This is a genomic window from Thalassotalea sp. PS06, from assembly GCF_007197775.1.
In the GTDB taxonomy this organism is placed as follows: domain Bacteria; phylum Pseudomonadota; class Gammaproteobacteria; order Enterobacterales; family Alteromonadaceae; genus Thalassotalea_A.
Map to the genome: position 1 here is coordinate 465714 of NZ_CP041638.1, position 25096 is coordinate 490809.

General features: G+C 44.2%; 16 protein-coding genes, 2 tRNA genes and 2 rRNA genes. 12 read left to right on the plus strand and 8 right to left on the minus strand.

Annotated elements, in window-relative coordinates; all coding sequences use genetic code 11:
- Positions 1 to 778: 778 nt before the first annotated feature.
- The 4 genes from FNC98_RS02010 to FNC98_RS02025 are packed head-to-tail and all read right to left on the minus strand — an operon-like array spanning position 779 to position 4013.
- Positions 779 to 2083: a hypothetical protein gene (locus tag FNC98_RS02010; RefSeq protein WP_143579694.1), complete on the minus strand. Its 1305-nt coding sequence runs from the start codon at positions 2081 to 2083 to the stop codon at positions 779 to 781.
- 5 nt (positions 2084 to 2088) lie between these two features.
- Positions 2089 to 3006: an ATP-binding protein gene (locus FNC98_RS02015; RefSeq protein WP_143579695.1), complete on the minus strand. Its 918-nt coding sequence runs from the start codon at positions 3004 to 3006 to the stop codon at positions 2089 to 2091.
- Entirely contained in the window at positions 2999 to 3661 is a 663-nt protein-coding gene (locus FNC98_RS02020; RefSeq protein WP_143579696.1) for a hypothetical protein, read from the minus strand. Before FNC98_RS02020 ends, FNC98_RS02015 begins: the two co-directional genes overlap by 8 nt.
- A complete protein-coding gene (locus FNC98_RS02025; protein WP_143579697.1) occupies positions 3648 to 4013 on the minus strand; it encodes a DDE-type integrase/transposase/recombinase in 366 nt (121 codons plus the stop codon). The genes FNC98_RS02020 and FNC98_RS02025 overlap by 14 nt, the downstream gene beginning before the upstream one ends.
- A 144-nt stretch (positions 4014 to 4157) precedes the next feature.
- On the opposite strand from FNC98_RS02025, the gene FNC98_RS02030 reads away from it, so the two are divergent.
- The 5 genes from FNC98_RS02030 (at position 4158) to FNC98_RS02050 (ending at position 9805) form a co-directional block, all read left to right on the plus strand.
- A complete protein-coding gene (locus FNC98_RS02030; RefSeq protein ID WP_143579698.1) occupies positions 4158 to 4442 on the plus strand; it encodes a hypothetical protein in 285 nt (94 codons plus the stop codon).
- A 129-nt stretch (positions 4443 to 4571) separates the two neighbouring features.
- Positions 4572 to 4910 carry a hypothetical protein gene (locus tag FNC98_RS02035; RefSeq protein ID WP_143579699.1) on the plus strand — a complete coding sequence of 113 codons (339 nt, stop codon included), beginning with the start codon at positions 4572 to 4574 and terminating at the stop codon, positions 4908 to 4910.
- A gap of 619 nt (positions 4911 to 5529) precedes the next feature.
- Positions 5530 to 7338, plus strand: a complete 1809-nt coding sequence (locus tag FNC98_RS02040) for an assimilatory sulfite reductase (NADPH) flavoprotein subunit (RefSeq protein WP_143579700.1) — start codon at positions 5530 to 5532, stop codon at positions 7336 to 7338.
- The gene (gene cysI, locus FNC98_RS02045) at positions 7338 to 9059 is read left to right on the plus strand and encodes an assimilatory sulfite reductase (NADPH) hemoprotein subunit (RefSeq protein WP_143579701.1); all 1722 of its coding nucleotides are present in this window, start codon (positions 7338 to 7340) and stop codon (positions 9057 to 9059) included. The genes FNC98_RS02040 and cysI overlap by 1 nt, the downstream gene beginning before the upstream one ends.
- Positions 9059 to 9805 (plus strand): phosphoadenylyl-sulfate reductase, encoded by a 747-nt coding sequence (locus FNC98_RS02050; RefSeq protein ID WP_143579702.1) that lies wholly within the window; start codon positions 9059 to 9061, stop codon positions 9803 to 9805. Before cysI ends, FNC98_RS02050 begins: the two co-directional genes overlap by 1 nt.
- A 180-nt stretch (positions 9806 to 9985) precedes the next feature.
- Here the strand turns inward: FNC98_RS02050 and FNC98_RS02055 are convergent, their stop codons facing one another.
- The 3 genes from FNC98_RS02055 to FNC98_RS02065 form a co-directional block, all read right to left on the minus strand.
- The gene (locus FNC98_RS02055; protein WP_143579703.1) at positions 9986 to 10651 is read right to left on the minus strand and encodes a class I SAM-dependent methyltransferase; all 666 of its coding nucleotides are present in this window, start codon (positions 10649 to 10651) and stop codon (positions 9986 to 9988) included.
- 134 nt (positions 10652 to 10785) lie between these two features.
- Positions 10786 to 10998, minus strand: a complete 213-nt coding sequence (locus FNC98_RS02060) for a cold-shock protein (RefSeq protein ID WP_143579704.1) — start codon at positions 10996 to 10998, stop codon at positions 10786 to 10788.
- A 476-nt stretch (positions 10999 to 11474) separates the two neighbouring features.
- Positions 11475 to 13469, minus strand: a complete 1995-nt coding sequence (locus tag FNC98_RS02065; protein WP_143579705.1) for a sodium-translocating pyrophosphatase — start codon at positions 13467 to 13469, stop codon at positions 11475 to 11477.
- Between the two features lie 364 nt (positions 13470 to 13833).
- Here FNC98_RS02065 and ppa point away from each other — a divergent pair, with 364 nt between their 5' ends.
- The 3 genes from ppa (at position 13834) to fadA (ending at position 18023) form a co-directional block, all read left to right on the plus strand.
- On the plus strand, positions 13834 to 14382 hold the full coding sequence (gene ppa, locus FNC98_RS02070) for an inorganic diphosphatase (RefSeq protein WP_143579706.1): 549 nt from the start codon (positions 13834 to 13836) through the stop codon (positions 14380 to 14382).
- A gap of 292 nt (positions 14383 to 14674) precedes the next feature.
- Positions 14675 to 16843, plus strand: a complete 2169-nt coding sequence (fadB, locus tag FNC98_RS02075) for a fatty acid oxidation complex subunit alpha FadB (protein ID WP_143579707.1) — start codon at positions 14675 to 14677, stop codon at positions 16841 to 16843.
- A 16-nt stretch (positions 16844 to 16859) separates the two neighbouring features.
- Positions 16860 to 18023 (plus strand): acetyl-CoA C-acyltransferase FadA, encoded by a 1164-nt coding sequence (gene fadA / locus FNC98_RS02080; RefSeq protein ID WP_144035419.1) that lies wholly within the window; start codon positions 16860 to 16862, stop codon positions 18021 to 18023.
- Between the two features lie 81 nt (positions 18024 to 18104).
- On the opposite strand, the gene FNC98_RS02085 is transcribed toward fadA, so the two are convergent.
- Entirely contained in the window at positions 18105 to 18851 is a 747-nt protein-coding gene (locus FNC98_RS02085) for a hypothetical protein (RefSeq protein ID WP_143579708.1), read from the minus strand.
- 616 nt (positions 18852 to 19467) lie between these two features.
- Between FNC98_RS02085 and FNC98_RS02090 the strand changes: the two genes are divergently transcribed.
- The 4 genes from FNC98_RS02090 to FNC98_RS02105 all read left to right on the plus strand — a co-directional run bounded on the left by FNC98_RS02090 (position 19468) and on the right by FNC98_RS02105 (position 24944).
- Positions 19468 to 21010: ribosomal RNA gene (locus FNC98_RS02090) — 16S ribosomal RNA — on the plus strand.
- A gap of 84 nt (positions 21011 to 21094) precedes the next feature.
- Positions 21095 to 21170 (plus strand) — tRNA-Ala (locus FNC98_RS02095).
- Positions 21171 to 21200: 30 nt separating this feature from the next.
- Positions 21201 to 21277 (plus strand) — tRNA-Ile (locus FNC98_RS02100).
- 446 nt (positions 21278 to 21723) lie between these two features.
- Positions 21724 to 24944, plus strand: a 23S ribosomal RNA gene (locus tag FNC98_RS02105).
- Together the 16S and 23S rRNA genes with 2 tRNA genes alongside form the textbook arrangement of a ribosomal RNA operon.
- Positions 24945 to 25096 lie beyond the last annotated feature (152 nt).

A 25096-nucleotide genomic window follows, 5' to 3' on the forward strand; every position in this document is an offset into this window, starting at 1 on the left:
TGGTACAGCTATATTGTGTGGTATTGGGCATTGTAATATCTGAAGTGAGAAGGATTGAGCATGTGCAGTTAATCGACTCCGTAAAATATTTCTTGAACTTTTCTTCAATATTTACCTCGCTGGTAGTAGTAACATATTGGTATATTAGCAATTGCTAACAGACCGTTCCTGGCTGTGAGTTCAACCGATGGACGCAACACACTCATTAAATCGTTCAGCAGTCGTATTAATTCAATTTAGTAACCGACAAACGATTGCTGTGCCATTTTAAATTCAGACAGATAGTAATTTGCTTGGTGAGGGATTACTTACTTAAAGCACGGAAGACCTCGTGTTGATTAAAAAAGCTTCTGTCTTTTTTAAAAACTTCTATCTTTTTTTAAAGAAGCGCGAATCGCACCTCTTCATTATGGGGAGACTGTTACGGGGTAAATTTAGGCGAGAAATTCCTAAAACCATGTAATATTCCTGAAATCGACTGATTTTGACAACAACAATCTGTTAAATATTTTGTTTTTAGGAATTCTAGGAATTTTATTGGATTGATTTAATTGATATTCTCAAAATGAGAATTTCAAATAATTCGTGAATATTTATGATTTATTTCATAATTTTCAGGAATATTTATAAGGGCTCTTCCCGAGAGATTCAGGCGCTACTTATTACCTTTACTTGCACAACCTAAGTTTGCACAATTTCAGTAATATAGCAAATTAACTAGAGACGTCGATGGCAAAAAACGACATCATGGATGTCGTTTTTAAATGAAGGTGATTTTTTAAAAAAGGAGAGACTGTTGGTGGATAGAGCGGTTCGATGATAGGTAGTCCATGACTTGTTTTCGGTCTAACACGTAGCCGCCATGTTCTTTTTCGTATTTCATAATTAACCGCCTATTGCGGATCAAAAGTTCCAGCTCTGGAGGGCTTTTTTTCAAAACGTCACAGGCACTTTTAAAATCAATCGTATCGCCATGTTCGGACTGACCGTTGTTCAAGTAGTAGTCAATCAAATCTTGCGGGTCAAATTTTAAACTGTCTTCCAGCGTTGTATTTGCTTTATAACTTAAGGTAAGTTTTCCGTTAATTGCCGCGGTGAATACATCACATGCAGTGGCATTAAATCCAGGGTGGTGTATGTTAAAACTGTGAACATCTAACAACTTCCCTGCAGATTTAAACTGACAGTTTGAAAGCCATTGCAGGAACGGAGTAATGTTGATGACTGATTTTTTGGTCACACGAGAACCGCTTGAACATTCAATATGATTAGAACGAATCAAAAATTTCCCAGTATTTTTAGAAATCCCTAAATACTCGCAAAATTCGCCAAATTGCATATGAGTTGGTGAGTTAAGAGCTGAAAGCTCACGATTGTTTGGCTTGTTAAAGGCGTCTGAATTTACAGGCCAAGTATTCATATCTACACCACCCAATAGCCCTTTAACCGCGTTCCTAAAAAAGTGTTGTGGCAGGTATTCCGCTTTCAAGTATGTATAGATATCGGCTAATAACTTATCGAAATTATGCTGGCAGCTTAATGTATCAAAACCATTGGAAAATTCTGCTTTTGGTTCAGAACAGCTTTGGGATGTGACATCTCCATGTCGAATCGCTATTGAAATTACTCCGACCTGAATGCAGTCACGTACTTGGCGAGGAAGGAGTGATGCTATCTCTTTGGTCCCCGAGTTTATGGGTAATCTGGTAAAACACCGAGGGTTTGGACAAATACCCCGAAATAGGTTTACGTCAAAGACTAGCGCTTTCCTGCATTGATGACAGTGATCTTCCAGTAAAAGATGATGTTTGGGGCAAATTACCAGATTTGCACTTTGAAATTCTTCATAATGCTTTTTTTCATGTAGGCACTTTACACATACTCGCGGTGTAGTGATTTCAAATTCATTAAAGTTGTTGTTGTTTAAGTCAAGCAGGTTCTTGACGGCAAAACTCAACTTGTAAAATCGATTTCGAATAAGAGCGAGATAATCCCGCTCACTCACAAGTTCGAAGAATCTCATCCCACCTAGTACTTTGGCTTTCTCGGCGAGTAAACTGATTAAGCTCTGAGTAAGTTTCATTAACCTTATTCCTCTGGGCTTGTTTGATATTCGAGGTAACTAAAAATTTCTTTTAGGGAATTGAAGTCAGTGAGAAACGGGTTTGCTGCCGTCTTGCTGCATACATGGTCAAAAGCCCAAGCTAGAGTATCGTCATCGATTACATTAAACTGACCCTGATCAACCAGTACATGTGCACCAATTAGCAAATCGTTCAAAACCATAAAATTGCCATCTGTTGCCACAAACATTTTAAATAACAACTCGTTATTTAGCTTCAAAACATGCGGTGCAGCGATGTGTGACAGCATGTATTTCATTGCCTCGAACCAAGTTTCATCGAATTTAAAGCTATGCATTCTTACGATGGCATTGGTACGAGTTTCTAGCCGCCCAAATGATAACTTTTTGTATTCTGCCTCCAGCATATTACTTTCAGTTGGCTCGGTGCCGAATAAAACAAACGTCGCATCACAAGAATCATTAAGGTGATTAAACTCTTCCGACAAAGCCTGCTTCAGAGAGCAGTTCTCATCTATAGGCAGAGCGTGATGAGCATTATCTATGGCGATAAATTTAATGTTCTGAGATTGGATGGCCGCGCACAGACCGTATCGCATGCTAGATTCCCCGACCTTTGTGCTTAGAGTGACCAGTGGGGCGGCGATTTGTTCCAGTAACACAGTAATACTTTTAGGCCGATTTAGTTCAACCCTATAAGCTATCGGGTATTCGTTTCCTCGATTCAGTTTGTTGACGAAAGCTTGAGCAACCATCGACTTACCCGTGCCCGAGACTCCCACCACCAAAGCCAGGCGTTTTGAATAGCTCTGCATGTTGTAGGTAAATGATAATTGCTCTAACGCCGTGTCGAACTGTGGATATGTGAATGTCGGCCGTTTCTCAAATGTAGCCGCATAATCGATAGGTGAACTATCAGTCATTATTGTCTATTTCCCCATAATTTTTTTTACGAATGAGGGTACGTCCAGTTTGGCTTGTACCGCTTTTTAATAAATCTTTGTTAGCTTTCTTGTTTTTGATCTGTTTCGATGGTTTTTTTCCGCCATTTTTTATTGTGTCGGCTGGAATGAAAGTATCATTCTCCAGATTGACGGAGGTGGTTTTGTCTCTGGAATGGTCCTGCTTGTCTTTTTTGACATGCTTACCTTCCGTACTTGGCTCGTGGTAAGCAAGTTTGTTTTGGTACGCTGTTTGATAAGGGATAGCATCATCAAAAGAGATTGGGTGCTCACTATATTTATAGACCACATTATGTGTTTCGAATTCAATAGGGTGTTCTTTTTGGTCATAGGCAATGCAACTTACATTGCGGCAGTCATAAGGGTCAAAATACACTTCTATGACGATTGATTTTACTGAATTCGTTGCACCTAGCTTAAAGAATACGTCCGAATTGGTTGCGAATTTTTGATGCCCTATGCGAAACCCATTTTTGCGATCCATTTTCACATTGGCTTTAAAGCCAATGCGAAGATTTTCGGCGGGAATATTCTTATCGGAATACCATTCACTTTCATTGATTAGTGATTTGAATGCATCGCCTGGGTTTTTAAAAAGCCGCTTATCGAGTTTCATTTAGGTCCTCACGGTGGTTATAATCATCAAGGAAGTTTTTTAACTCACGTTCGAATTCATCAAACGTCCATAATTTTTTCTTGCCAATTTCTTTGGCTTCAGCACTATTTCTGGAAAAACGTTTTGGCATATACCCTGGATAAGTTTCAAGAAAGTGGGTGATCAAAGTCCCAAAAAAACGCTCAACATGAGGTTTATCGTCACCATGATGTGCCCGCGCGAATTTCAGGTCTGTTAGTTGTGTGATGAATTCGAGAACACGATTGGCGGTGTATGCTGTCCCATTATCGAGCATAAACTCATCGGGAATGCCCCCAATGCCTGTTAATTTGCACTTAAAACTGATCCACAAGTTGCATTGAAATTTGACCCACCCCAGATGATTTTATATCCTACAAATCAGTCTGTTGGTGTAACATTGATGGCTGACTTTCTAATGCAATCTTTCGTTAAAACTGGCTCAATTTAGGATGCAAATAAACAGTAAAGGAGTATCATGCAGTATAAATTATCAGTCAGAAAAGTTTCCGAATCAGATTTGAATGTGAATCGTCCATTTTTGCCAGAAGAAGAAAATTTTGAAATGCACTTATCTGCGTTCATTCAAGATATCGAACTATTAGAGTTCGTTACAAAAGTACAGAAAAGTGGTGATAAACTTTTCATAACATTAGACCAGGAGGCTAACTTTGAACAATTGCATGCAGAAGCTAAACGCCTACTAAATAATTCATACTTCGATAAACTAATCGCTGATAAGGGATTTTCCGAAGTCGTATGAGTATTAAAGTGATCAATTTAACTTAGTATACAAGCACTAAATTAATATTTTTCTCTAATGCTCAGGAAAGCGATCGAATCCCGGTCAGAAAAATGCGAGATTCGCTCGCTACAATATATCGGAGGTTTTATGAAAAAGTCGCCATCAAACAAATTTTTATGCCTTGATGTAATTGAACGGAAATCTTATGAGCTAGTTCCTGCCTTTAAAGACCCAGAGTTCTGTTTATTAGAAATTTATGGCCGGAAAGAAAAACTCTCCATTTTGAAAATTCGCCGAATATCTGGTTGTTCGATATCTGAAGCCATAGAGAGTTTTAAGTCCCGACAAAAAAATATTAACAAATCTAAAAAGAAAAAACGCAAAAAAGCTAAGAAACTGCACAACTCTTCGGATGGGGTAGGAAACTCAGTAATTACGTCATTGGCAGGAAGAACATCTGCTAGGAACTGGAAAACCGTTAAATAGTAACCAACTTCTTAAATTCGGCAGGATATCGTTTGCAACTTTAACCATTTGTCATTAACACCTCCTGTTGTGTTCCCACAACAGTTGTAGTGTGTCCGCGAAATGTAGTGGTAAGTCGACATAACAGTCATTCGAACTCACTTTGGAATCCTTCCTCAGATGTATTAATTCAATTTAGTAACCGACAAATGATTACCATTGTGTAATCACAGCAGGATTATCTCGGCACGGTCACCTATCGGTAATCCTTTTTTGATTGCTGTGCCATTTTAAATTCAGACAGATAGTAATTTGCTTGGTGAGGGATTACTTACTTAAAGCACGGAAGACCTCGTGTTGATTAAAAAAGCTTCTGTCTTTTTTAAAAACTTCTATCTTTTTTTAAAGAAGCGCGAATCGCACCTCTTCATTATGGGGAGACTGTTACGGGGTAAATTTAGGCGAGAAATTCCTAAAACCATGTAATATTCCTGAAATCGACTGATTTTGACAAATCTATAAAACCAAATATCTCATGTATGCCATTTTGGAATAAAAAATGGTTATCTATTCTTTTATGTTTTACTAAGCAATGTTTATCCTTTAGCCATTATTCATCCGTCTTCTATTTGGACAACGCATGTTGGTTAAAGCAAATAATGATAACGCTGCCAGCTTGAGCGCCGATCAGCTCAAGCAGTTACAGCAGGTTATTCATCAGTATTCGCCATTGCAGCTAGCCTGGGCTAGTGGCTATCTGGCGGCAAAAAGTGAAGGTGCAGGGGCAACCGCGCTGCCTGCAGCAGGTGCTGAGACACAGTCCAGCCTGACAATTTTATATGGTTCACAAACCGGTAATGCTAAAGGTGTTGCTGAAAAAGTGCTGCAATCAGCTCAATCCATGGGTATTGCTGCCACATTGGCAAACATGGGTGATTACAAGCCGAAGAACATCAAAAACGAAACCCATTTATTGATCGTTACCAGTACTAATGGTGAGGGTGAGCCACCTGATGATGCCATGGCATTGCATGAATTCTTATCGTCAAAACGTGCGCCTCAGTTAGAAAACTTACATTACTCGGTATTGGCCTTGGGTGATTCCAGCTACGAATTCTATTGTCAGACGGGTAAAGACTTCGATCAGTATCTGCAAAAGCTTGGTGCTAAACGCTTGGGCGAGCGTGTTGATTGTGATGTTGACTATCAGTCTGACGCCGATGCCTGGCAAAACGCTCAGCTTGAAAAAGTAAAAGAGCTGTTTGCGGCCAATACCGCTCAGGTTGTGCAACTTCCAGTTGCCGGTAATGAAGTAGCAAGTTCTGTATACACCAGCTCTTACTCTAAGGAAAACCCGTTTACGGCGGTGATTCTTGAGAATCAAAAAATTACTGGTCGTGATTCTAATAAGGTCGTGCAGCACCTTGAAATTGATTTGGCCGAAAGTGGTATTCAATATCAGCCCGGCGATGCCTTGGGTATCTGGCCGAAAAACTCACCATCGAGTGTAGCAGCGCTTATTGAAGCTTTATCTCTGTCAGCAGAAGAAACCGTGTCTATCGATGGTGCTGAACTTTCATTGGCTGAAGCACTGACTGCTAAACGTGAAATTGGTCCGTTGGCGAAAGCGACACTGATCCGTTGGCAACAGCTTTGTGATAGTGACGAGCTTGCACAGCTATTAGCCGATGGCGAGCAGACTCGTGCGCTTATTAATCAAAAACAATTTATCGATGTTGTAAAGCTTTACCCAGGCACTGTATCCGCACAAGCCTTGGTTGAGTTGCTTCCGGCGTTAACGCCACGTTTATATTCCATTGCTTCGTCTCAGCAGGAAGTTGATGAAGAAGTGCATTTAACGGTTGGTTTGATGCAATTTGAAATCGATGGTGAATTGCGCAGCGGTACCGCATCTTCGTACCTGATTGAGCAGCTAGAAGCAGACGCAGAAATCGATGTGTTTATTGAACACAACAATAACTTCCGTCTGCCTGAAAATGATTCTACTGACGTCATCATGATTGGCCCGGGCACAGGTGTTGCACCATTCCGTGCTTTTGTCCAGGAGCGCAGCGCTCGTGACGCCGATGGCAAGAGCTGGTTGTTCTTTGGCGACCAGACATTTACTCAGGATTTCCTGTATCAAACCGAATGGCAGGCTTACCTGAAATCTGGTGAGTTGACCCGTTTAGATGTGGCCTTCTCCCGCGATCAGGAACAAAAAGTGTATGTACAACATAAGCTCAAGCAAAACGCTGAACAAGTGTATCAGTGGCTGGAGCAGGGCGCTCATTTATACATTTGTGGTGATATGTCGCGTATGGCCAAAGACGTGCATCAGGCTCTGGTAGAAATTATCGCCGAACAGGGTGGTAAGAACCAAGAGCAGGCAGAAGAGTATTTGAAACAAATGCGAATTGAAAAGCGCTATCAAAAGGACGTTTATTAATGAAAGGCAATATTCCAGAAGACGTTATTGTCCAGGGTGCTTTAGCGGAAAACGAACGCATTAAGACTGAAAGCAAATATTTGCGTGGCACCATTGCCGACGATCTTAAAGATGAGATCACCGGAGGCTTTACCGCTGATAATTTCCAGTTGATTCGATTCCACGGGATGTACCAGCAGGACGACCGTGATATCCGTGCTGAACGCAGCAAGCAAAAGCTTGAGCCATTGCATAATGTAATGCTACGTGCCCGTATGCCAGGTGGCGTGATCACCCCTGAGCAATGGTTAGCTATCGATACCTTTGCCGATGATCATACTAGCTATGGCAGCATCCGCTTGACGACGCGTCAGACGTTCCAGTTTCACGGCGTGTTAAAGCCGAAAATCAAATTGATGCACCAGACACTGAACAAAATTGGTATTGATTCCATTGCTACTGCTGGTGATGTAAACCGTAACGTGCTTTGTACCTCGAATCCGGTTGAGTCGAAACTACATCAGGAAGCCTATGAGTGGGCTATCAAAATTAGCGAGCACTTACTTCCTAAAACCAAAGCTTACGCAGAAATCTGGCTTGATGGTGAGAAAGTTGAACAGACCAGCGATGATGTCGAGCCAATTCTGGGCAAGACCTATCTGCCGCGTAAGTTTAAAACCACGGTAGTGATCCCACCGCAAAATGATGTCGATGTGCACGCCAATGATTTGAACTTTGTAGCCATTGGCGATGGCGATAAATTGATTGGCTTTAACGTTCTTGTTGGTGGCGGTCTGGCAATGACCTTCGGTGATGAGTCAACCTATCCGCGCCGCGCCGATGACTTTGGCTTTATTCCACTGGAAAAAACTTTAGATGTAGCTGCCGCTGTGGTAACTACCCAGCGTGACTGGGGTAATCGTGTTAATCGTAAAAATGCGAAAACCAAATACACCCTGGATCGTGTAGGCAGTGATCGTTTTAAAGAAGAAGTGGAAAACCGCGCGGGTATTAAATTCGAAGCGTCAAAACCTTATGAATTTACCGAGCGAGGTGATCGTATTGGTTGGGTTGAAGGTGTAGATAACAAGCATCATTTAACCTTATTCATCGAAAATGGCCGCATCAAAGATAATGATGACGCACCGCTGAAAACCGGTGTTCGCAAAATCGCTGAAATCCATAGCGGTGATTTTCGCATGACCGCAAACCAGAACCTGATTGTTGCTGGTGTCAATGAAGCGGATAAAGCACGCATTGAAGAAATCGCGGTAGCTCACGGTTTGATGGATGCAACGGTGAGTAACCAGCGTAAAAACTCGATGGCTTGTGTGGCGTTTCCAACCTGTCCACTTGCGATGGCAGAAGCTGAACGTTTTCTTCCGGGTTATGTTACTCAGATTGAAGGCTTGCTGGCCAAACATGGTATTGCCGATGAGCACATTATTTTCCGTGTTACCGGTTGTCCTAACGGCTGTGGACGCGCCATGTTGGCGGAAATTGGCCTGGTAGGTCGTGGACCAGATAAGTACAACCTGTATTTGGGCGGCAATATTGCTGGTACTCGTGTACCTAAGTTGTACAAAGACAACATCAACTCGACAGAAATCCTCGGCCACATTGACGAGCTAATTGGCTTATGGGTTGCCAAGCGTAATGCTGAAGAGGCATTTGGTGACTTTGTTATTCGTGAAGGGATAGTAAAAGAAGTGAAAGTCAGTGCAACTGATTTTTATGGGTAATGATTATGACGAATCTCGCTGTAAATAATCGCTTTCCTGCTTCATTGCCCGATTCCCTGTTGTTGCAGTGGAATCAGCAATTGGAGCAAAAATCTGCCGTTGAGCGGGTAGAGTGGGCGTTGGAAAATTTACCAACCCACTTTGCACTCACATCCAGTTTTGGTATTCAGTCAGCGGTCATGTTGCATATGATGACGCAAATTCAACCTGATATTCCGGTGATCCTTACCGATACCGGTTATCTGTTTGAGGAAACTTATCGCTTTATCGATGAGTTAACCGACCGTTTTAACCTGAACCTGCATGTGGTTCGCGCAGATATTTCTCCAGCCTGGCAACGTGCCCGCTATGGCGAACAATGGCAGCAAGACGAAAATGCGCTTAAGGATTACAATCAACGCAATAAGGTTGAGCCGTTAGAACGTGGGCTTGAACAATTAAGCGTAAATACCTGGTTTTCCGGTGTACGTCGCAGCCAAACCGATCATCGAAAGAGCCTGTCTGTGCTGCAAGTTATCCGTGGTCGCTTTAAAGTGCATCCAATCATTGATTGGAACAACAAACAGGTGCATGAATATCTAACCGCCAACAACCTGCCATATCATCCGCTTTGGGAACAGGGTTATGTTTCCGTAGGAGATAAGCATTCCAGTTTGCCATTGTCGGCACAGATGGAAGAGCAGGATACTCGCTTTAACGGTATGCAGCGCGAGTGTGGTTTGCATACTGATGGTGATGGGATATAACGGGAGTTTCGCTCCCGTATCATTATTAGTCACACCTTAGAGGTAAGTTGACCTCGACACTCTTTGTTTACTAAAACGGTGGAAGCGATAATCACTTTTAATGTCTTTGCTTTTCATGGTGTTTGCGATTTAAAGGAGGCGGCAACACGAATGACGAAACGTGAAAATATCTTTGTTAAATCATTTGCTAGCTAATACGCGAGTAAATATTAATACGTAACCCTTGTATCCATCCGGTAATTCGGGAGAGTTTTCTGCCGATTGTGTGTGGTTCGAAAAACCTGACAAGCTCAGTCTTTTTACTAATTTGGCTTTTCTTCCCCGGCCAGGGTCGACAATGACAATTTGACAGGTCTGAAGAGCGTGGGACTCTATAAACTTGGCGAGTAGTTCAATATGCTCATCTTCATACAATAAATCACTGCCAATAATTAAGTCGAATAATCCCAGAGTGTCAGTCTTATCTGTCCAGTCTACTCGTTCAAAAGGAATTTCCGGGTCGTTGTTTAAGGTTGTATTTCGTTTAAGAAACCGATTTACTTCAGGGTGATGGTCTGTGGCGGTTATATCATCGCCTTGTTTGTTCAACATCAGGCTGGTTAAACCTAACCCACAACCTACCTCAAGAATTCTTTTTTTATCGGTATCAAAATCCTGGATGAATTTAGCAAGTACGATACTGGAGGGCCACAAAATGCCAAAGATTGGCCAGGACGCAGATGAAATTCCCATTTTCGCTGCAATTCCGTCAGGGTCATGAAACTCTTGCTTATTGCGTAATCCGCAAAGGTGGATATCGGTGTTACCGAATTCGATTGTTTGATATTTAAGACGTATGCAGGTCATTACTGTTCCTAGTGCAAAGCGCAAAGCCAGCTACCATAAAGGTCAGATAAATGACAAAACGAGATGTTGTTAAATTGTGTGTGTTTAAAAGAGGCCTGGGACAAAAGCCAGACGAATGCCTGGCTTTGAATAAACTACGAGATCACAGTTACGTCAGCAGCTTGAGGACCTTTTTGGCCTTCTTCTACTGAAAATGCAACTTGCTGCCCTTCAGTCAGGCTCCTGAAACCCTCAGAGGCAATTGCACGATAATGAACAAAAACGTCTTTACCACCGTTTTCCTGAGAAATAAAACCAAAACCTTTTGTTTCGTTAAACCACTTTACGGTGCCTGTTGTTTTAGACATAAAATACTCCAAAATAAAATTAACAATCTTGCTAAATAGGAACTAACTGACGCGAGTAGCTCATAAACAATTATTCAAGAGAGAAACATTAGTGACTAACGAAGAATTAATGCAATACAGCGGTGATCGACATGGGGTAGAACAAATTTAACGCTCGCATACTAACACGCCACAACGTTAATGACTAATACCAATCACACTAAGTTTGTGCACAACTCAGAGTTAGGGCAGAGGTTCAGTTACAACATAAATTTTATTGATATAGTCATTCTATATTAATGAAATTGGTATAAATATTATTCGATTTATCATTATTATCTAATAGATAAAGGTACGCCAATTCACGCTAAGAGTCTGAATGCCGGACCGCCTGTATTGAGGTGTTTGGTGTAGCCAGCATGGCCGGTGGGCTATCGGAGTTTAGTTTTGAGAAGGAGCTGGATTGCTCCCTCTCAAAAGATAACTCAGGTTTGATTCTATAAAACCGGTGCGATTACCAAAGAAACAATCGCCATTACGTTAATCAAGATATTCATTGATGGGCCTGAGGTATCTTTAAACGGATCGCCAACGGTATCGCCGACAACCGTTGCTGCGTGGGTTTCAGATCCCTTACCGCCCAAGTTACCTTTCTCAACGTATTTTTTAGCATTATCCCAGGCACCACCAGCATTGGCCATCATTAGTGCCATCAATACGCAGCCTAATAATGCGCCGCCTAACATTCCGCCTAATGCCTGCGGGCTAATACCAAAACCGACTATAACAGGAACTGAGACAGCTACCACTCCTGGAAAAATCATTTTCTTCAGGGCAGCCGTAGTGGCGATATCTACACATCTGGCAGTATCTGGTTCGGCTTTACCTTCCAGCAAACCGTCGATTTCTCTGAATTGCCGACGAATTTCATGGATCATTGCAAACGCCGCATCACCGACAGCTGTCATGGTGATAGAGGCGATGAAAAAAGGCACCATGCCACCAATGAATAGGCCAACCAATACCTGTGGGTCTCCGAGGTGAAGACTAAAATTATCGATTTTCTGTCCCATGGTTTCTACATAGGCAGCGATAATCGCCAGAGCAGCCAACGCTGCTGCACCGATGGCAAAACCTTTACCGATTGCAGCCGTAGTATTACCTAGCTCATCCAAGGAGTCGGTGATTTCCCGGGTTTCTTGGCCAAGACCGGCCATTTCTGCAATACCGCCGGCGTTATCCGCGACCGGACCATAGGCATCAATTGCCATCGTGATACCAACCGTTGCTAGCATACCCACAGCGGCAATACCGACCCCATATAGGCCGGCTAAATATGTGGAAGTGAAGATAATGGCGCAGATGGTAAGAATGGGTACCACAACCGACTCCATGCCGACGGACAGACCAGTAATCATTACCGTAGCAGGACCCGTTTCACCAGCACGGGCAATTTTTCGAACCGGCGCTGCGGACGTATAAAACTCAGTTACCAGACCGATAATGATGCCGCCGATAGCACCTACTAAGACGGCTCCCCAGATAGCAGAGTTAATACCCATCCATTGCACCAGAAAGTAAGAGGTTATGATAAATATTACTGCTGAAGATATGGTGCCGGCGCGAAGGGCTAATTCGGCCTTGTTACCGGACATGGATTTTACAATCAAAATACCCAGTATCGAACAGACTAAACCGAGAGAGGCCAACATGAGTGGCAGAGCCATTAGCGCACTGCGATCACCTAGCATATCCACTGCCATTGTCGATGCAATCGCGATAGAGGCAATCATCGAGCCACAGTAAGATTCGAAGATATCAGACCCCATACCGGCAACATCACCAACGTTGTCACCAACGTTATCGGCGATAACTCCGGGGTTTCTTGGATCATCTTCTGGAATGCCGGCTTCAATTTTACCCACTAGGTCTGCGCCTACGTCGGCACTTTTTGTGTAGATACCGCCCCCAACACGCGAGAATAGAGCCACCGAGGAAGCACCCATACCGAAACCGTGAATATAGTGAGTCGTCGTTGGATCGCCGCCAAAGTACCAGTACAAAGTACCTAAACCAATCAGGCCAAGTGAAGCGACACATAACCCCATCACGGAACCGCCAAAGAAGGCAACGGTAAGCGCAGGGCCGGCTCCCTTCTCATGGGCTGCATTGGTAGTCCTGACATTAGCCTTGGTGGCAGTGAACATCCCGATATATCCGGCTAGTGCTGATGATACAGCACCAACAAAGAATGCCAGTGCTGTATTTTCACTGACGAAAAAATATAAAAGAATGATCAGCGCTAGTGAGAATAGTGCCAGCATTTTGTATTCTCGATGCATAAATACCATGGCACCGATATGAATTTGTTCGGCAATTTTCTCTAAAGTGGCATTTCCGGCGCTGTAGGATTTAATAATACTGTAGAGAATATATGCGAAGATCAGGCCGACCAGGCCCAGGATAGGTGGTAGATAAAGTAGATTATCCATAGAATCCCCATTGTTCTTGTTATCACAGGTTTTGCGATACTTGTTCTTATATTCGATCTCTTAAGAGTTACCGATAAGACAACATGGACAGTCGGTGGAACCCCGATAGTAAACAGCGAACCTTGGTAGTATCACGAAAATTTTCCGAAAATACTGGTACTGCTGACCCCGGTTTTAACTACCTTTGTTTACTTACATTACTCCTAGTTTTGTAAAAAGTGTAGTTAATCTTAGGTTTTCTTTAGGAAAACTGACGAAAATTCCCGAAAATATTGCTTATTTTCACAGCGAATATCTCGAATTTAAATTTAATGTGGGTATAATAATGCCCTTTTAAAAATCAGCCTAACAAGTAGGAAGAGCCATGAGCCTTAACAAAGTACCTGCAGGTAAGAACTTACCTGATGAAATTAATGTAATCATCGAAATCCCGGCTCACGCGGATCCGGTGAAGTATGAAGTTGATAAAGAGTCTGGTGCTATTTTCGTAGACCGCTTCATGTCCACTTGTATGCACTACCCAACTAACTACGGTTATGTTCCTCACACCCTATCTTTAGATGGCGACCCGGTAGACGTTCTGGTTCCTACTCCATTCCCATTAATGCCAGGTGCTGTTATTCGTTGTCGTCCAATCGGCGTATTGAACATGACTGATGAGTCAGGCGAAGATGCAAAAGTATTAGCGGTTCCAGTAGATAAGTTATCGACTATCTACCGTGGCATTAACGAAGCGACCGAAATGCCTGAGCTATTGCTTAACCAAATTTCTCACTTCTTTGAGCGTTATAAAGATCTTGAGCCAAACAAATGGGTTAAGATTGACGGTTGGGCAGACGCTCAAGCGGCAAAAGATGAAATTTTGTCTAGCGTTAAACGTTATGAAGAGGCGGACGAAAAGCCTGCATTCTAAAATAATAAAGCCGTATTAAACAAAAGCACCTTCGGGTGCTTTTGTCGTTTTTGAAATAAAAACACGATTCAACACCGGAATAATTTTTAACAAGTACTGTTCTTATTTTTCATATTTTTAGTAATAGATTCAGTGTGAAATATGCAAGTATTCACATTTAAACGCCAAATTAAAACGGTTGTTTAAAAAAACTTGCTTTGCGATACAGGACAAGGCAAACTCGGACGTCTAGAATTAACACAAATTCTCGTTACAACAAGACAATCCTCATATTCAAAGAAGGAGTTCCGGCATGTTATATCAAGGCGATAGCCTAACTGCCCAGTTGCTTGACGGTGGTATCGTTGAGTTGCAATTCAATGCCAAAGGGTCAGTAAACGTCCTTAATCTGGCAACCTTACAGGAATACAAACAAGCCATCGAAGCTATTGCTGGGAGCAGCGAAGCAAAAGGTGTGGTGGTAACCTCAGCAAAATCGGCATTTATCGCTGGTGCTGACATTACTGAATTTACCGAGATGTTCAAAACCCCGGACGAAGAAATTGCCGGCGTGTTTAAAAGTAGCAGCGATATCTTCGATATGTTCGAAGACCTGCAAGTTCCAACCATTGCTGCGATCACTGGATTTGCGTTAGGTGGTGGTTGTGAAACGGCATTAGTGTGTGACTATCGTGTCGCGGACACTACAGCCAGAATCGGTTTGCCGGAAGTTAAATTAGGTTTAATGCCTGGTTTTGGTGGTACCGTTCGGCTGCCAAGAATTATTGGTGTTGATAACGCGTTAGAGTGGATGACCACAGGTAAGCCGTATAAAGCGGAACAAGCGCTGGCATTCAACGCCATCGACGCCGTTGTTGCTCCGGAAGACTTGCGTGATGCGGCAATCAAAATGCTTAAGCAGGCGATCGCTGGAACATTAGACTGGCAGGCAAAACGTCAGGAAAAACTGGAACCAGTTAAGCTTTCTGAAATTGAACACATCATGAGCTTCAATACCGCTAAAGGTATGGTAGCGGCAAAAGCTGGTAAGCATTATCCAGCGCCAATGGCAATGGTCAAGTTACTGGAAAAATCGGTCTTAGTTAACCGAACTGAAGCCATGCTTATGGAAAACCAGGCATTTGGCATGCTGGCAAAAACCGATGCGGCAGCAGCTCAGGTTGGCCTGTTCCTGTCTGATCAGGTAGTAAAAAGCAAAGCTAAGAAAGCGGCGAAATCTGTCGACAAGAAAGTTGAACGTGCTGCAGTGTTAGGCGCGGGCATCATGGGGGGTGGTATTGCTTATCAGTCGGCTTATAAAGGTACGCCGATTGTAATGAAAGACATTAGCAATAAAGCCCTTGATTTAGGCCTTAGCACTGCTGCCGATATTTTAGGTAAGCAGGTTGAGCGCGGTCGCTTAAATGCCAAGAAAATGGCAGGTGTATTGAATAATATTACCCCAAGCCTTAACTACGACAGTATCAAAGATACCGATATCGTCGTTGAAGCGGTTGTCGAAAACCCTGATGTTAAAGCTTCTGTATTAAAAGAAGTTGAAGGTGTGGTTTCTGCTGACGCCATTATTGCTTCAAACACATCAACCATCTCTATCGATTTACTCGCTAAAAGTGTCAACAAGCCTGAGCGTTTTTGTGGCATGCACTTTTTTAACCCAGTGCATAAGATGCCATTAGTAGAAGTTATTCGCGGTAAAGATACCAGTGATGAAACGGTTGCGACTGTCGTTGCATACGCAGCAAGCATGGGTAAATCACCAATTGTCGTAAACGACTGCCCGGGTTTTTACATTAACCGTGTGTTATTCCCATATCTTGCCGGCTTTAGTCAGCTGGTATTAGATGGTGCCGATATCGCCACCGTCGATAAAGTGATGGAAAAAGAATTTGGCTGGCCAATGGGTCCTGCATATTTGTTAGACGTGGTTGGTTTAGATACCGCAAATCACTGTACTCATGTGATGGCAGAAGGTTTCCCAACCCGTATGGCGCAAATTGAGAATGATCCAATTTCGCTTTTGGTTAATGACAGCCGTTACGGTCAGAAAAATGGCGTAGGTTTCTATGAGTACTCGAAAGACAAACGTGGTCGTCCTCAGAAAGTCCTGAGCGCTGACAGCCTGAACCTGTTGAGCGGGGTTACTAAGCAAGGCGAAGAATTCAGCAAAGATGAAATCATTGCCCGCTTAATGATCCCTATGGTTAACGAAACCATCCGTTGTCTGGAAGAGGGCATTGTAGCTTCTGCCGCAGAAGCCGACATGGGAATGATTTATGGTCTTGGTTTCCCGCCATTTAGAGGTGGTCCAATTCGTTATCTTGAAACCCTAGGTTTGAACGAGTTTATCGCAATGGCCGATAACTACGCCCATTTAGGCGAGTACTATCAGGTCACTGATGGATTACGTGAAATGGCAGCATCAGGTAAATCTTATTTTTCAACTGATGTGAAAAAAGGTTAAGGGAGCACAAATTATGATGAATGAAGTAGTAATAGTCGATTGCGTACGTTCACCTATGGGTCGCTCCAAAGGTGGTGTTTTCAGGAACGTTCGCGCTGAAGAGTTATCTGCACAGTTAATGCGTGCTCTGTTAATTCGCAATCCTGCACTTGATCCGGCAGATATTGAAGACGTGATCTGGGGCTGTGTAAAGCAAACCAAAGAACAGGGTTTTAATATTGCCCGTAATGCCGCATTGATGGCTGGCATTCCAAAACAAGTAGCTGGTGTAACGGTTAACCGTTTATGTGGTTCTTCGATGCAGGCGCTTCATGATGCATCTACCAGCATCATGGCAGGCATTGGTGACGTATACCTAATCGGTGGTGTTGAGCACATGGGCCATGTTCCTATGATGTATGACATCGATTTTGCTCCGGCAATGGCCAAATATATGGCAAAAGCTGCAGGTAACATGGGTTTAACCGCCGAACTTCTTGGTCGTCAGCACGGCATTAGTCGTGAAATGCAGGATGAGTTTGCAGCACGTTCTCATCAGAGAGCTTACGCCGCACATCTTGAAGGCCGCTGGGCAAATGAGATTGTATCGATCGCCGGTCACGATCAGCAGGGCGCATTGACTATGGTTGATTACGATGAAGTGGTTCGCCCAGAATGTACTGTTGAAAGCTTGTCTGGTTTACGCCCGGTATTCGATCCAGCTAATGGTACCGTGACTGCAGGTACGTCTTCGGCGATTTCCGATGGCGCCAGTGCGATGTTGGTAATGTCTGCTGAAAAAGCAAAACAGCTTGGCTTAACCCCTCGCGTTAAGATCCGTGGCATGGGTGTCGCAGGTTGCGATCCAGCAACTATGGGCTTCGGCCCTGTTCCTGCAACAAAGAAAGCATTACAGCGCGCAGGCTTGACGGTTGCTGATATTGAACTTGCTGAGTTCAACGAAGCGTTCGCGGCTCAGGCTCTGTCTTGTATCAAGTCGCTTGGCATGTTGGATCAAATCGACGACAAGATAAACTTAAATGGTGGCGCGATCGCTTTAGGTCACCCGCTTGGTTGTTCTGGTTCGCGTATATCCGGTACTTTGATTAACCTGATGGAGTCAAAAGACGTTAACATTGGTCTTGCAACTATGTGTATCGGTTTAGGTCAGGGTATCGCAACGGTATTCGAAAGAGTTTAATCTCTAGACACCAAATTAAAAAAGCCAGCGTCAAGCTGGCTTTTTTGTTCTTACGTTTTTAACGACGCTGGCGGACACATGTTAGTTGTTTTTAACTAACGTGTCTTGTTTAGCACCTCCGGCAAGTGCTGCCTTAACCGCAGCTTCCTGACTTAAGCCCGCTTCGACCGCTTTATCTACGACTAATCTGGCATCTACATTTTCCGATGACGATACAGCTATCTCTACCACTTCTTCAGAGTTTTCCGGGAAGTTCGAGAAAGCATTGCTTAAAAGTGACATAAACCTATCTGGCAATTCTTCAAAAGCCATGGTCATAATAAGTTCGAACGCATCAGGATTTTCTTTGGCTGCGCTGTTGATAATAGTATCCGCCATGATCGGCTTTGTCGTTATCGCAACGCGTATTATCTGGTCAAGCTGATTCGGCCTTAGTTGTGTAGCAGTTTTTACAATATCGCCAGCGTATCCTGGCTCGGCATCAATAGCTGTTGCTATGACTTCATCACAGGCCGCGACTTCGTAGGCTAATGCTGTGGATACAACATCATCGCTGGAATGCGGGTTAGCTGATAATGCACCATGGATAATTTGTTTGTATTGTTCCGGATAGTTTTTAAAGGTGTAATTGAGTATGAAGGCTTCGTGGTGGGGGTAATGTTTGATTAAACTACTAACACTTCGTTTCATCGAGTTAGTATTCGACAACTGAGCTTCAATCAGGTTTTGTAACAGTTGCTCCTGTTTGCTTGCTTCGTTAGCGAAACTAGTAGAGGAGAGCGTCAGGTTACAGCATATTAGTAAAACTAAGCAAAATAGGCGTTTCATATATTAATGTTCTTTTAGGTTAATTCTTCATACTTTGCCCCTCCTATCTAACTACAAGGACAATTAATAATCAACATAAAATCCCTTTTGCTTAATTATTGTTCAAGTAAGCAAATAAATGAAATTTTTTGAAAAAAAGAGTTGACGGGAAATTCAAAATCCCTAAAATGCGCATCCACTTCCACGGGACATCCCAACGAAGTGTTTTGATACGATAACCTCAAGGGTTTAACCCGGTTATCACGACCGAAACTGAGAAATATTCGAAAACAACTTTTTCGAAATAATTATCAAAAAGCGGTTGACATCAAAACTGGATGGCGTAGAATGCGCATCCTGCTTCGGGCAAGGCCTGCAGCGAAACAACGAGATTAACGAATGCGATTAATTCTCGGCTTTTTTAAAAGCGCATCTTTAACAATTAGTTATCAAGCAATTTGTGTGGGCACTCAAGTTAAGACAGTTTTACCATATAGCTCGTAAGAGCAATATAAAAGTCTTAATGATTTGTGACACATGAGTCTTTATTAATTTATTTAATATACGTTTATATGTCAGTTACCTTAATTGGTAACAAGTGATTCATTGAGCATGGTCCGCAAGGACAACAACTTTTTAATTGAAGAGTTTGATCATGGCTCAGATTGAACGCTGGCGGCAGGCTTAACACATGCAAGTCGAGCGGAAACGAGAAGGTGCTTGCACCTTCGGCGTCGAGCGGCGGACGGGTGAGTAATGCTTGGGAATATGCCTTAAGGTGGGGGACAACAGTTGGAAACGACTGCTAATACCGCATAATGTCTACGGACCAAAGGAGGGGATCTTCGGACCTTTCGCCTTTTGATTAGCCCAAGTGAGATTAGCTAGTTGGTGGGGTAATGGCCTACCAAGGCGACGATCTCTAGCTGGTTTGAGAGGATGATCAGCCACACTGGGACTGAGACACGGCCCAGACTCCTACGGGAGGCAGCAGTGGGGAATATTGCACAATGGGGGAAACCCTGATGCAGCCATGCCGCGTGTGTGAAGAAGGCCTTCGGGTTGTAAAGCACTTTCAGCGAGGAGGAAAGGTTAGTAGCTAATAACTGCTAGCTGTGACGTTACTCGCAGAAGAAGCACCGGCTAACTCCGTGCCAGCAGCCGCGGTAATACGGAGGGTGCGAGCGTTAATCGGAATTACTGGGCGTAAAGCGTGCGTAGGCGGTTGTATAAGCGAGATGTGAAAGCCCCGGGCTTAACCTGGGAACTGCATTTCGAACTGTATGACTAGAGTTTTGTAGAGGGTGGTGGAATTTCCAGTGTAGCGGTGAAATGCGTAGAGATTGGAAGGAACATCAGTGGCGAAGGCGGCCACCTGGACAAAAACTGACGCTGAGGCACGAAAGCGTGGGGAGCAAACAGGATTAGATACCCTGGTAGTCCACGCCGTAAACGATGTCAACTAGCTGTCTGTGGACTTGATCCGTGGGTAGCGCAGCTAACGCACTAAGTTGACCGCCTGGGGAGTACGGCCGCAAGGTTAAAACTCAAATGAATTGACGGGGGCCCGCACAAGCGGTGGAGCATGTGGTTTAATTCGATGCAACGCGAAGAACCTTACCATCCCTTGACATCCAGAGAACTTTCTAGAGATAGATTGGTGCCTTCGGGAACTCTGAGACAGGTGCTGCATGGCTGTCGTCAGCTCGTGTTGTGAAATGTTGGGTTAAGTCCCGCAACGAGCGCAACCCCTATCCTTATTTGCCAGCGCGTCATGGCGGGAACTTTAAGGAGACTGCCGGTGATAAACCGGAGGAAGGTGGGGACGACGTCAAGTCATCATGGCCCTTACGGGATGGGCTACACACGTGCTACAATGGCAGATACAGAGGGCAGCAAGACCGCGAGGTGGAGCGAATCCCACAAAGTCTGTCGTAGTCCGGATTGGAGTCTGCAACTCGACTCCATGAAGTCGGAATCGCTAGTAATCGTGGATCAGAATGCCACGGTGAATACGTTCCCGGGCCTTGTACACACCGCCCGTCACACCATGGGAGTGGGTTGCAAAAGAAGTAGCTAGTTTAACCTTCGGGGGGACGGTTACCACTTTGTGATTCATGACTGGGGTGAAGTCGTAACAAGGTAACCCTAGGGGAACCTGGGGTTGGATCACCTCCTTACCTTAAGTAAAACAACTTTCTTGAGTGTTCACACAAATTGCTTTGATAACGAATAAAGACGATGACCCTGTACGTCAGAATTATGGGGCTATAGCTCAGCTGGGAGAGCGCCTGCCTTGCACGCAGGAGGTCAGCAGTTCGATCCTGCTTAGCTCCACCATTTCACGACTGACAGGTTTGAAAATACTGTAGGTCTGTAGCTCAGCTGGTTAGAGCGCACCCCTGATAAGGGTGAGGTCGGTAGTTCAAGTCTACTCAGACCTACCAAATTTCATTTTCTCTGCGTTGTTTTGCCACTCGTTTATTGAAAAATAAACGTCGCGCCAAAACGCCTTGATAAAACCGAAATTACATTGTCATCAAGAAATTAAAGATAAGAGCTAAGCTTAATTGGCGAGTTTTTATCTTTAGTTTCTATCTTTAGAAACCTGTTCTTTAACAATTTGGAAAGCTGATATTAAACCCGGTGTTTATATTCAACAACTCGTGTCGCGCGAGGTGTTGGTTCAATATAAATACCAAATCGGATAACGTAAGTTATCCGGCTAATAATCTTTATGATTATTAATTCTTACTCAAGTAATCTATTAGATTGCGTGAAATTGTCAGACATACAACAAAAGACAACAGAGCACAGTAAGCAGTTTCTGCTCGCTGAATTATGCCGTCTGTCGTCTTGAAGAGATTCTTCGTGAGTTTTCTTTGGGTTGTATGGTTAAGTGACTAAGCGTATGTGGTGGATGCCTTGGCAGTTAGAGGCGATGAAGGACGTGTTAATCTGCGAAAAGCTGAGTTAAGCCGATAAAAGGCGTTATAGGCTCAGATGTCCGAATGGGGAAACCCACCCGTCATCAGGCGGGTATCGTTAAGTGAATTCATAGCTTAACGAGGCGAACCGGGAGAACTGAAACATCTAAGTACCCCGAGGAAAAGAAATCAACCGAGATTTCCTTAGTAGCGGCGAGCGAACGGGAATTAGCCCTTAAGCGGTTTGTAAGTTAGTGGAATGAGCTGGAAAGCTCAGCGATACAGGGTGATAGCCCCGTACACGAAAATGAACTTACCGTGAAATCGAGTAGGTCGGGACACGAGAAATCTTGACTGAATATGGGGGGACCATCCTCCAAGGCTAAATACTCCTAACTGACCGATAGTGAACCAGTACCGTGAGGGAAAGGCGAAAAGAACCCCTGTGAGGGGAGTGAAATAGAACCTGAAACCGCATACGTACAAGCAGTGGAAGCCCCATCATCAAATGGCTTTTATGGGTTCTTTCTGTGAGAAGCTTTGCTTGCTCACTCAAAGACACACCGAAGAAATAGAACCAATTCTGCAACCTAGCAGAGTTAAAGGTTTATTTCGAATAACTCTTTATGGGTTCTTTCTGTGAGAAGCTTTGCTTGCTCACTCAAAGACACACCGAAGAAATAGAACCGATGATGGTTCAAATGACAAGAGTCATTTGAGATGGGGTGACTGCGTACCTTTTGTATAATGGGTCAGCGACTTATGTTCTGTAGCTAGGTTAACCGAATAGGGGAGCCGTAGCGAAAGCGAGTGTTAACTGCGCGTTCAGTTGCAGGGCATAGACCCGAAACCCGGCGATCTACCCATGGGCAGGTTGAAGGTTGAGTAACATCAACTGGAGGACCGAACACACGTATGTTGAAAAATGCGGTGATGACCTGTGGGTCGGAGTGAAAGGCTAATCAAGCCGGGAGATAGCTGGTTCTCCCCGAAATCTATTTAGGTAGAGCCTCGGACGAACACCATTGGGGGTAGAGCACTGTTAAGGCTAGGGGGTCATCCCGACTTACCAACCCTTTGCAAACTCCGAATACCAATGAGTGCTATCCGGGAGACACACTATGGGTGCTAACGTCCATAGTGGAAAGGGAAACAACCCAGACCGCCAGCTAAGGTCCCAAAGTCATAGTTAAGTGGGAAACGATGTGGAAAGGCATAGACAGCTAGGAGGTTGGCTTAGAAGCAGCCACCCTTTAAAGAAAGCGTAATAGCTCACTAGTCGAGTCGGTCTGCGCGGAAGATGTAACGGGGCTAAACTATGCACCGAAGCTGCGGATTGGAGCATATCACTAAAGTTATTTAAGACTTCTGTGTTTTCTTCTTTTTGATAAATGAAGAGAAAACACTCAAGCGTCCCCAAACAGTCGATGGGCTGTGCGGATAGAGATGATTTTAGGATATGCTCCAGTGGTAGGGGAGCGTTCTGTAAGCCGTTGAAGGTGAACTGAGAAGTTTGCTGGAGGTATCAGAAGTGCGAATGCTGACATGAGTAACGATAATGGGGGTGAAAAACCCCCACGCCGAAAGACCAAGGTTTCCTGTCCCATGTTAATCAGGGCAGGGTAAGTCGGCCCCTAAGGCGAGGCGGAAACGCGTAGTCGATGGGAAACAGATTAATATTTCTGTACTTCTTATAATTGCGAAGGAGGGACGGAGCAGGCTAGGCAAGCATGGCGTTGGTTGTCCATGTGAAAGTATGTAGGCTGAAGAATTAGGTAAATCCGGTTCTTCTTAAGGCTGAGATACGAGACGAGGCTCTACGGAGCTGAAGTTGTTGATGCCCTACTTCCAGGAAAAGCTTCTAAGCATCAGATTATAAGGAACCGTACCCCAAACCGACACAGGTGGTTAGGTAGAGAATACTAAGGCGCTTGAGAGAACTCGGGTGAAGGAACTAGGCAAAATAGTACCGTAACTTCGGGAGAAGGTACGCCGGCTAGGGTGATGAGACTTGCTCTCTAAGCCTCGGTCGGTCGAAGTAACCAGGTGGCTGGAACTGTTTATTAAAAACACAGCACTGTGCAAAATCGAAAGATGACGTATACGGTGTGACGCCTGCCCGGTGCCGGAAGGTTAATTGATTGGGTTAGCGTAAGCGAAGCTCATGATCGAAGCCCCGGTAAACGGCGGCCGTAACTATAACGGTCCTAAGGTAGCGAAATTCCTTGTCGGGTAAGTTCCGACCTGCACGAATGGCGTAATCATGGCCACACTGTCTCCACCCGAGACTCAGTGAAATTGAATTTGCGGTTAAGATGCCGTATACCCGCGGCTAGACGGAAAGACCCCGTGAACCTTTACTATAGCTTGACAGTGAACATTGCTCCTACATGTGTAGGATAGGTGGGAGGCTTTGAAACTTTGTCGCCAGATAGAGTGGAGCCAATCTTGAAATACCACCCTTGTATGCGTGATGTTCTAACCTGGGGCCCTAATCGGGCTTGGGGACACTGTCTGGTGGGTAGTTTGACTGGGGCGGTCTCCTCCCAAAGCGTAACGGAGGAGCACGAAGGTTGGCTAAGTATGGTCGGACATCATACGGTTAGTGCAATGGCATAAGCCAGCTTAACTGCGAGACAGACACGTCGAGCAGGTACGAAAGTAGGTCATAGTGATCCGGTGGTTCTGTATGGAAGGGCCATCGCTCAACGGATAAAAGGTACTCCGGGGATAACAGGCTGATACCGCCCAAGAGTTCATATCGACGGCGGTGTTTGGCACCTCGATGTCGGCTCATCACATCCTGGGGCTGAAGTCGGTCCCAAGGGTATGGCTGTTCGCCATTTAAAGTGGTACGCGAGCTGGGTTTAGAACGTCGTGAGACAGTTCGGTCCCTATCTGCCGTGGGCGTTTGAGAATTGAAGAGGGCTGCTCCTAGTACGAGAGGACCGGAGTGGACGAACCTCTGGTGTTCCGGTTGTCACGCCAGTGGCATTGCCGGGTAGCTATGTTCGGAACTGATAACCGCTGAAAGCATCTAAGCGGGAAGCAGGCTTTGAGATGAGTTCTCACTGGAGCTTTAAGCTCCCTAAAGGGTCGTTGGAGACTACAACGTTGATAGGTCAGGTGTGTAAGTGCTGCGAGGCATTGAGCTAACTGATACTAATTGCCCGTGAGGCTTAACCATACAACACCAAAGAAAATTGTGTTGTTTGACATGCTACGCAGTCAAATAGATAGAGTAAGAATTGAAATTAATACAGCTTTTCGAATTAAAGTTAGAAGCGTCTTGATAGCGGAGTAAACAATACTCAGAACGCATCAGGAGGCCCCGTTCGC

Excerpts from the sequence above, each read along its gene's own strand:
- FNC98_RS02065 (WP_143579705.1), bottom strand. The coding sequence starts at position 13,469 with ATGGATAATCTACTTTATCTACCACCTATCCTGGGCCTGGTCGGCCTG.
- ppa (WP_143579706.1), top strand. The coding sequence starts at position 13,834 with ATGAGCCTTAACAAAGTACCTGCAGGTAAGAACTTACCTGATGAAATT.
- FNC98_RS02050 (WP_143579702.1), top strand. The coding sequence starts at position 9,059 with ATGATTATGACGAATCTCGCTGTAAATAATCGCTTTCCTGCTTCATTG.
- FNC98_RS02055 (WP_143579703.1), bottom strand. The coding sequence starts at position 10,651 with ATGACCTGCATACGTCTTAAATATCAAACAATCGAATTCGGTAACACC.
- FNC98_RS02010 (WP_143579694.1), bottom strand. The coding sequence starts at position 2,083 with ATGAAACTTACTCAGAGCTTAATCAGTTTACTCGCCGAGAAAGCCAAA.
- fadA (WP_144035419.1), top strand. The coding sequence starts at position 16,860 with ATGAATGAAGTAGTAATAGTCGATTGCGTACGTTCACCTATGGGTCGC.
- FNC98_RS02060 (WP_143579704.1), bottom strand. The coding sequence starts at position 10,998 with ATGTCTAAAACAACAGGCACCGTAAAGTGGTTTAACGAAACAAAAGGT.
- cysI (WP_143579701.1), top strand. The coding sequence starts at position 7,338 with ATGAAAGGCAATATTCCAGAAGACGTTATTGTCCAGGGTGCTTTAGCG.
- FNC98_RS02020 (WP_143579696.1), bottom strand. The coding sequence starts at position 3,661 with ATGAAACTCGATAAGCGGCTTTTTAAAAACCCAGGCGATGCATTCAAA.
- FNC98_RS02030 (WP_143579698.1), top strand. The coding sequence starts at position 4,158 with ATGCAGTATAAATTATCAGTCAGAAAAGTTTCCGAATCAGATTTGAAT.
- FNC98_RS02040 (WP_143579700.1), top strand. The coding sequence starts at position 5,530 with ATGTTGGTTAAAGCAAATAATGATAACGCTGCCAGCTTGAGCGCCGAT.
- FNC98_RS02085 (WP_143579708.1), bottom strand. The coding sequence starts at position 18,851 with ATGAAACGCCTATTTTGCTTAGTTTTACTAATATGCTGTAACCTGACG.
- FNC98_RS02015 (WP_143579695.1), bottom strand. The coding sequence starts at position 3,006 with ATGACTGATAGTTCACCTATCGATTATGCGGCTACATTTGAGAAACGG.
- fadB (WP_143579707.1), top strand. The coding sequence starts at position 14,675 with ATGTTATATCAAGGCGATAGCCTAACTGCCCAGTTGCTTGACGGTGGT.
- FNC98_RS02035 (WP_143579699.1), top strand. The coding sequence starts at position 4,572 with ATGAAAAAGTCGCCATCAAACAAATTTTTATGCCTTGATGTAATTGAA.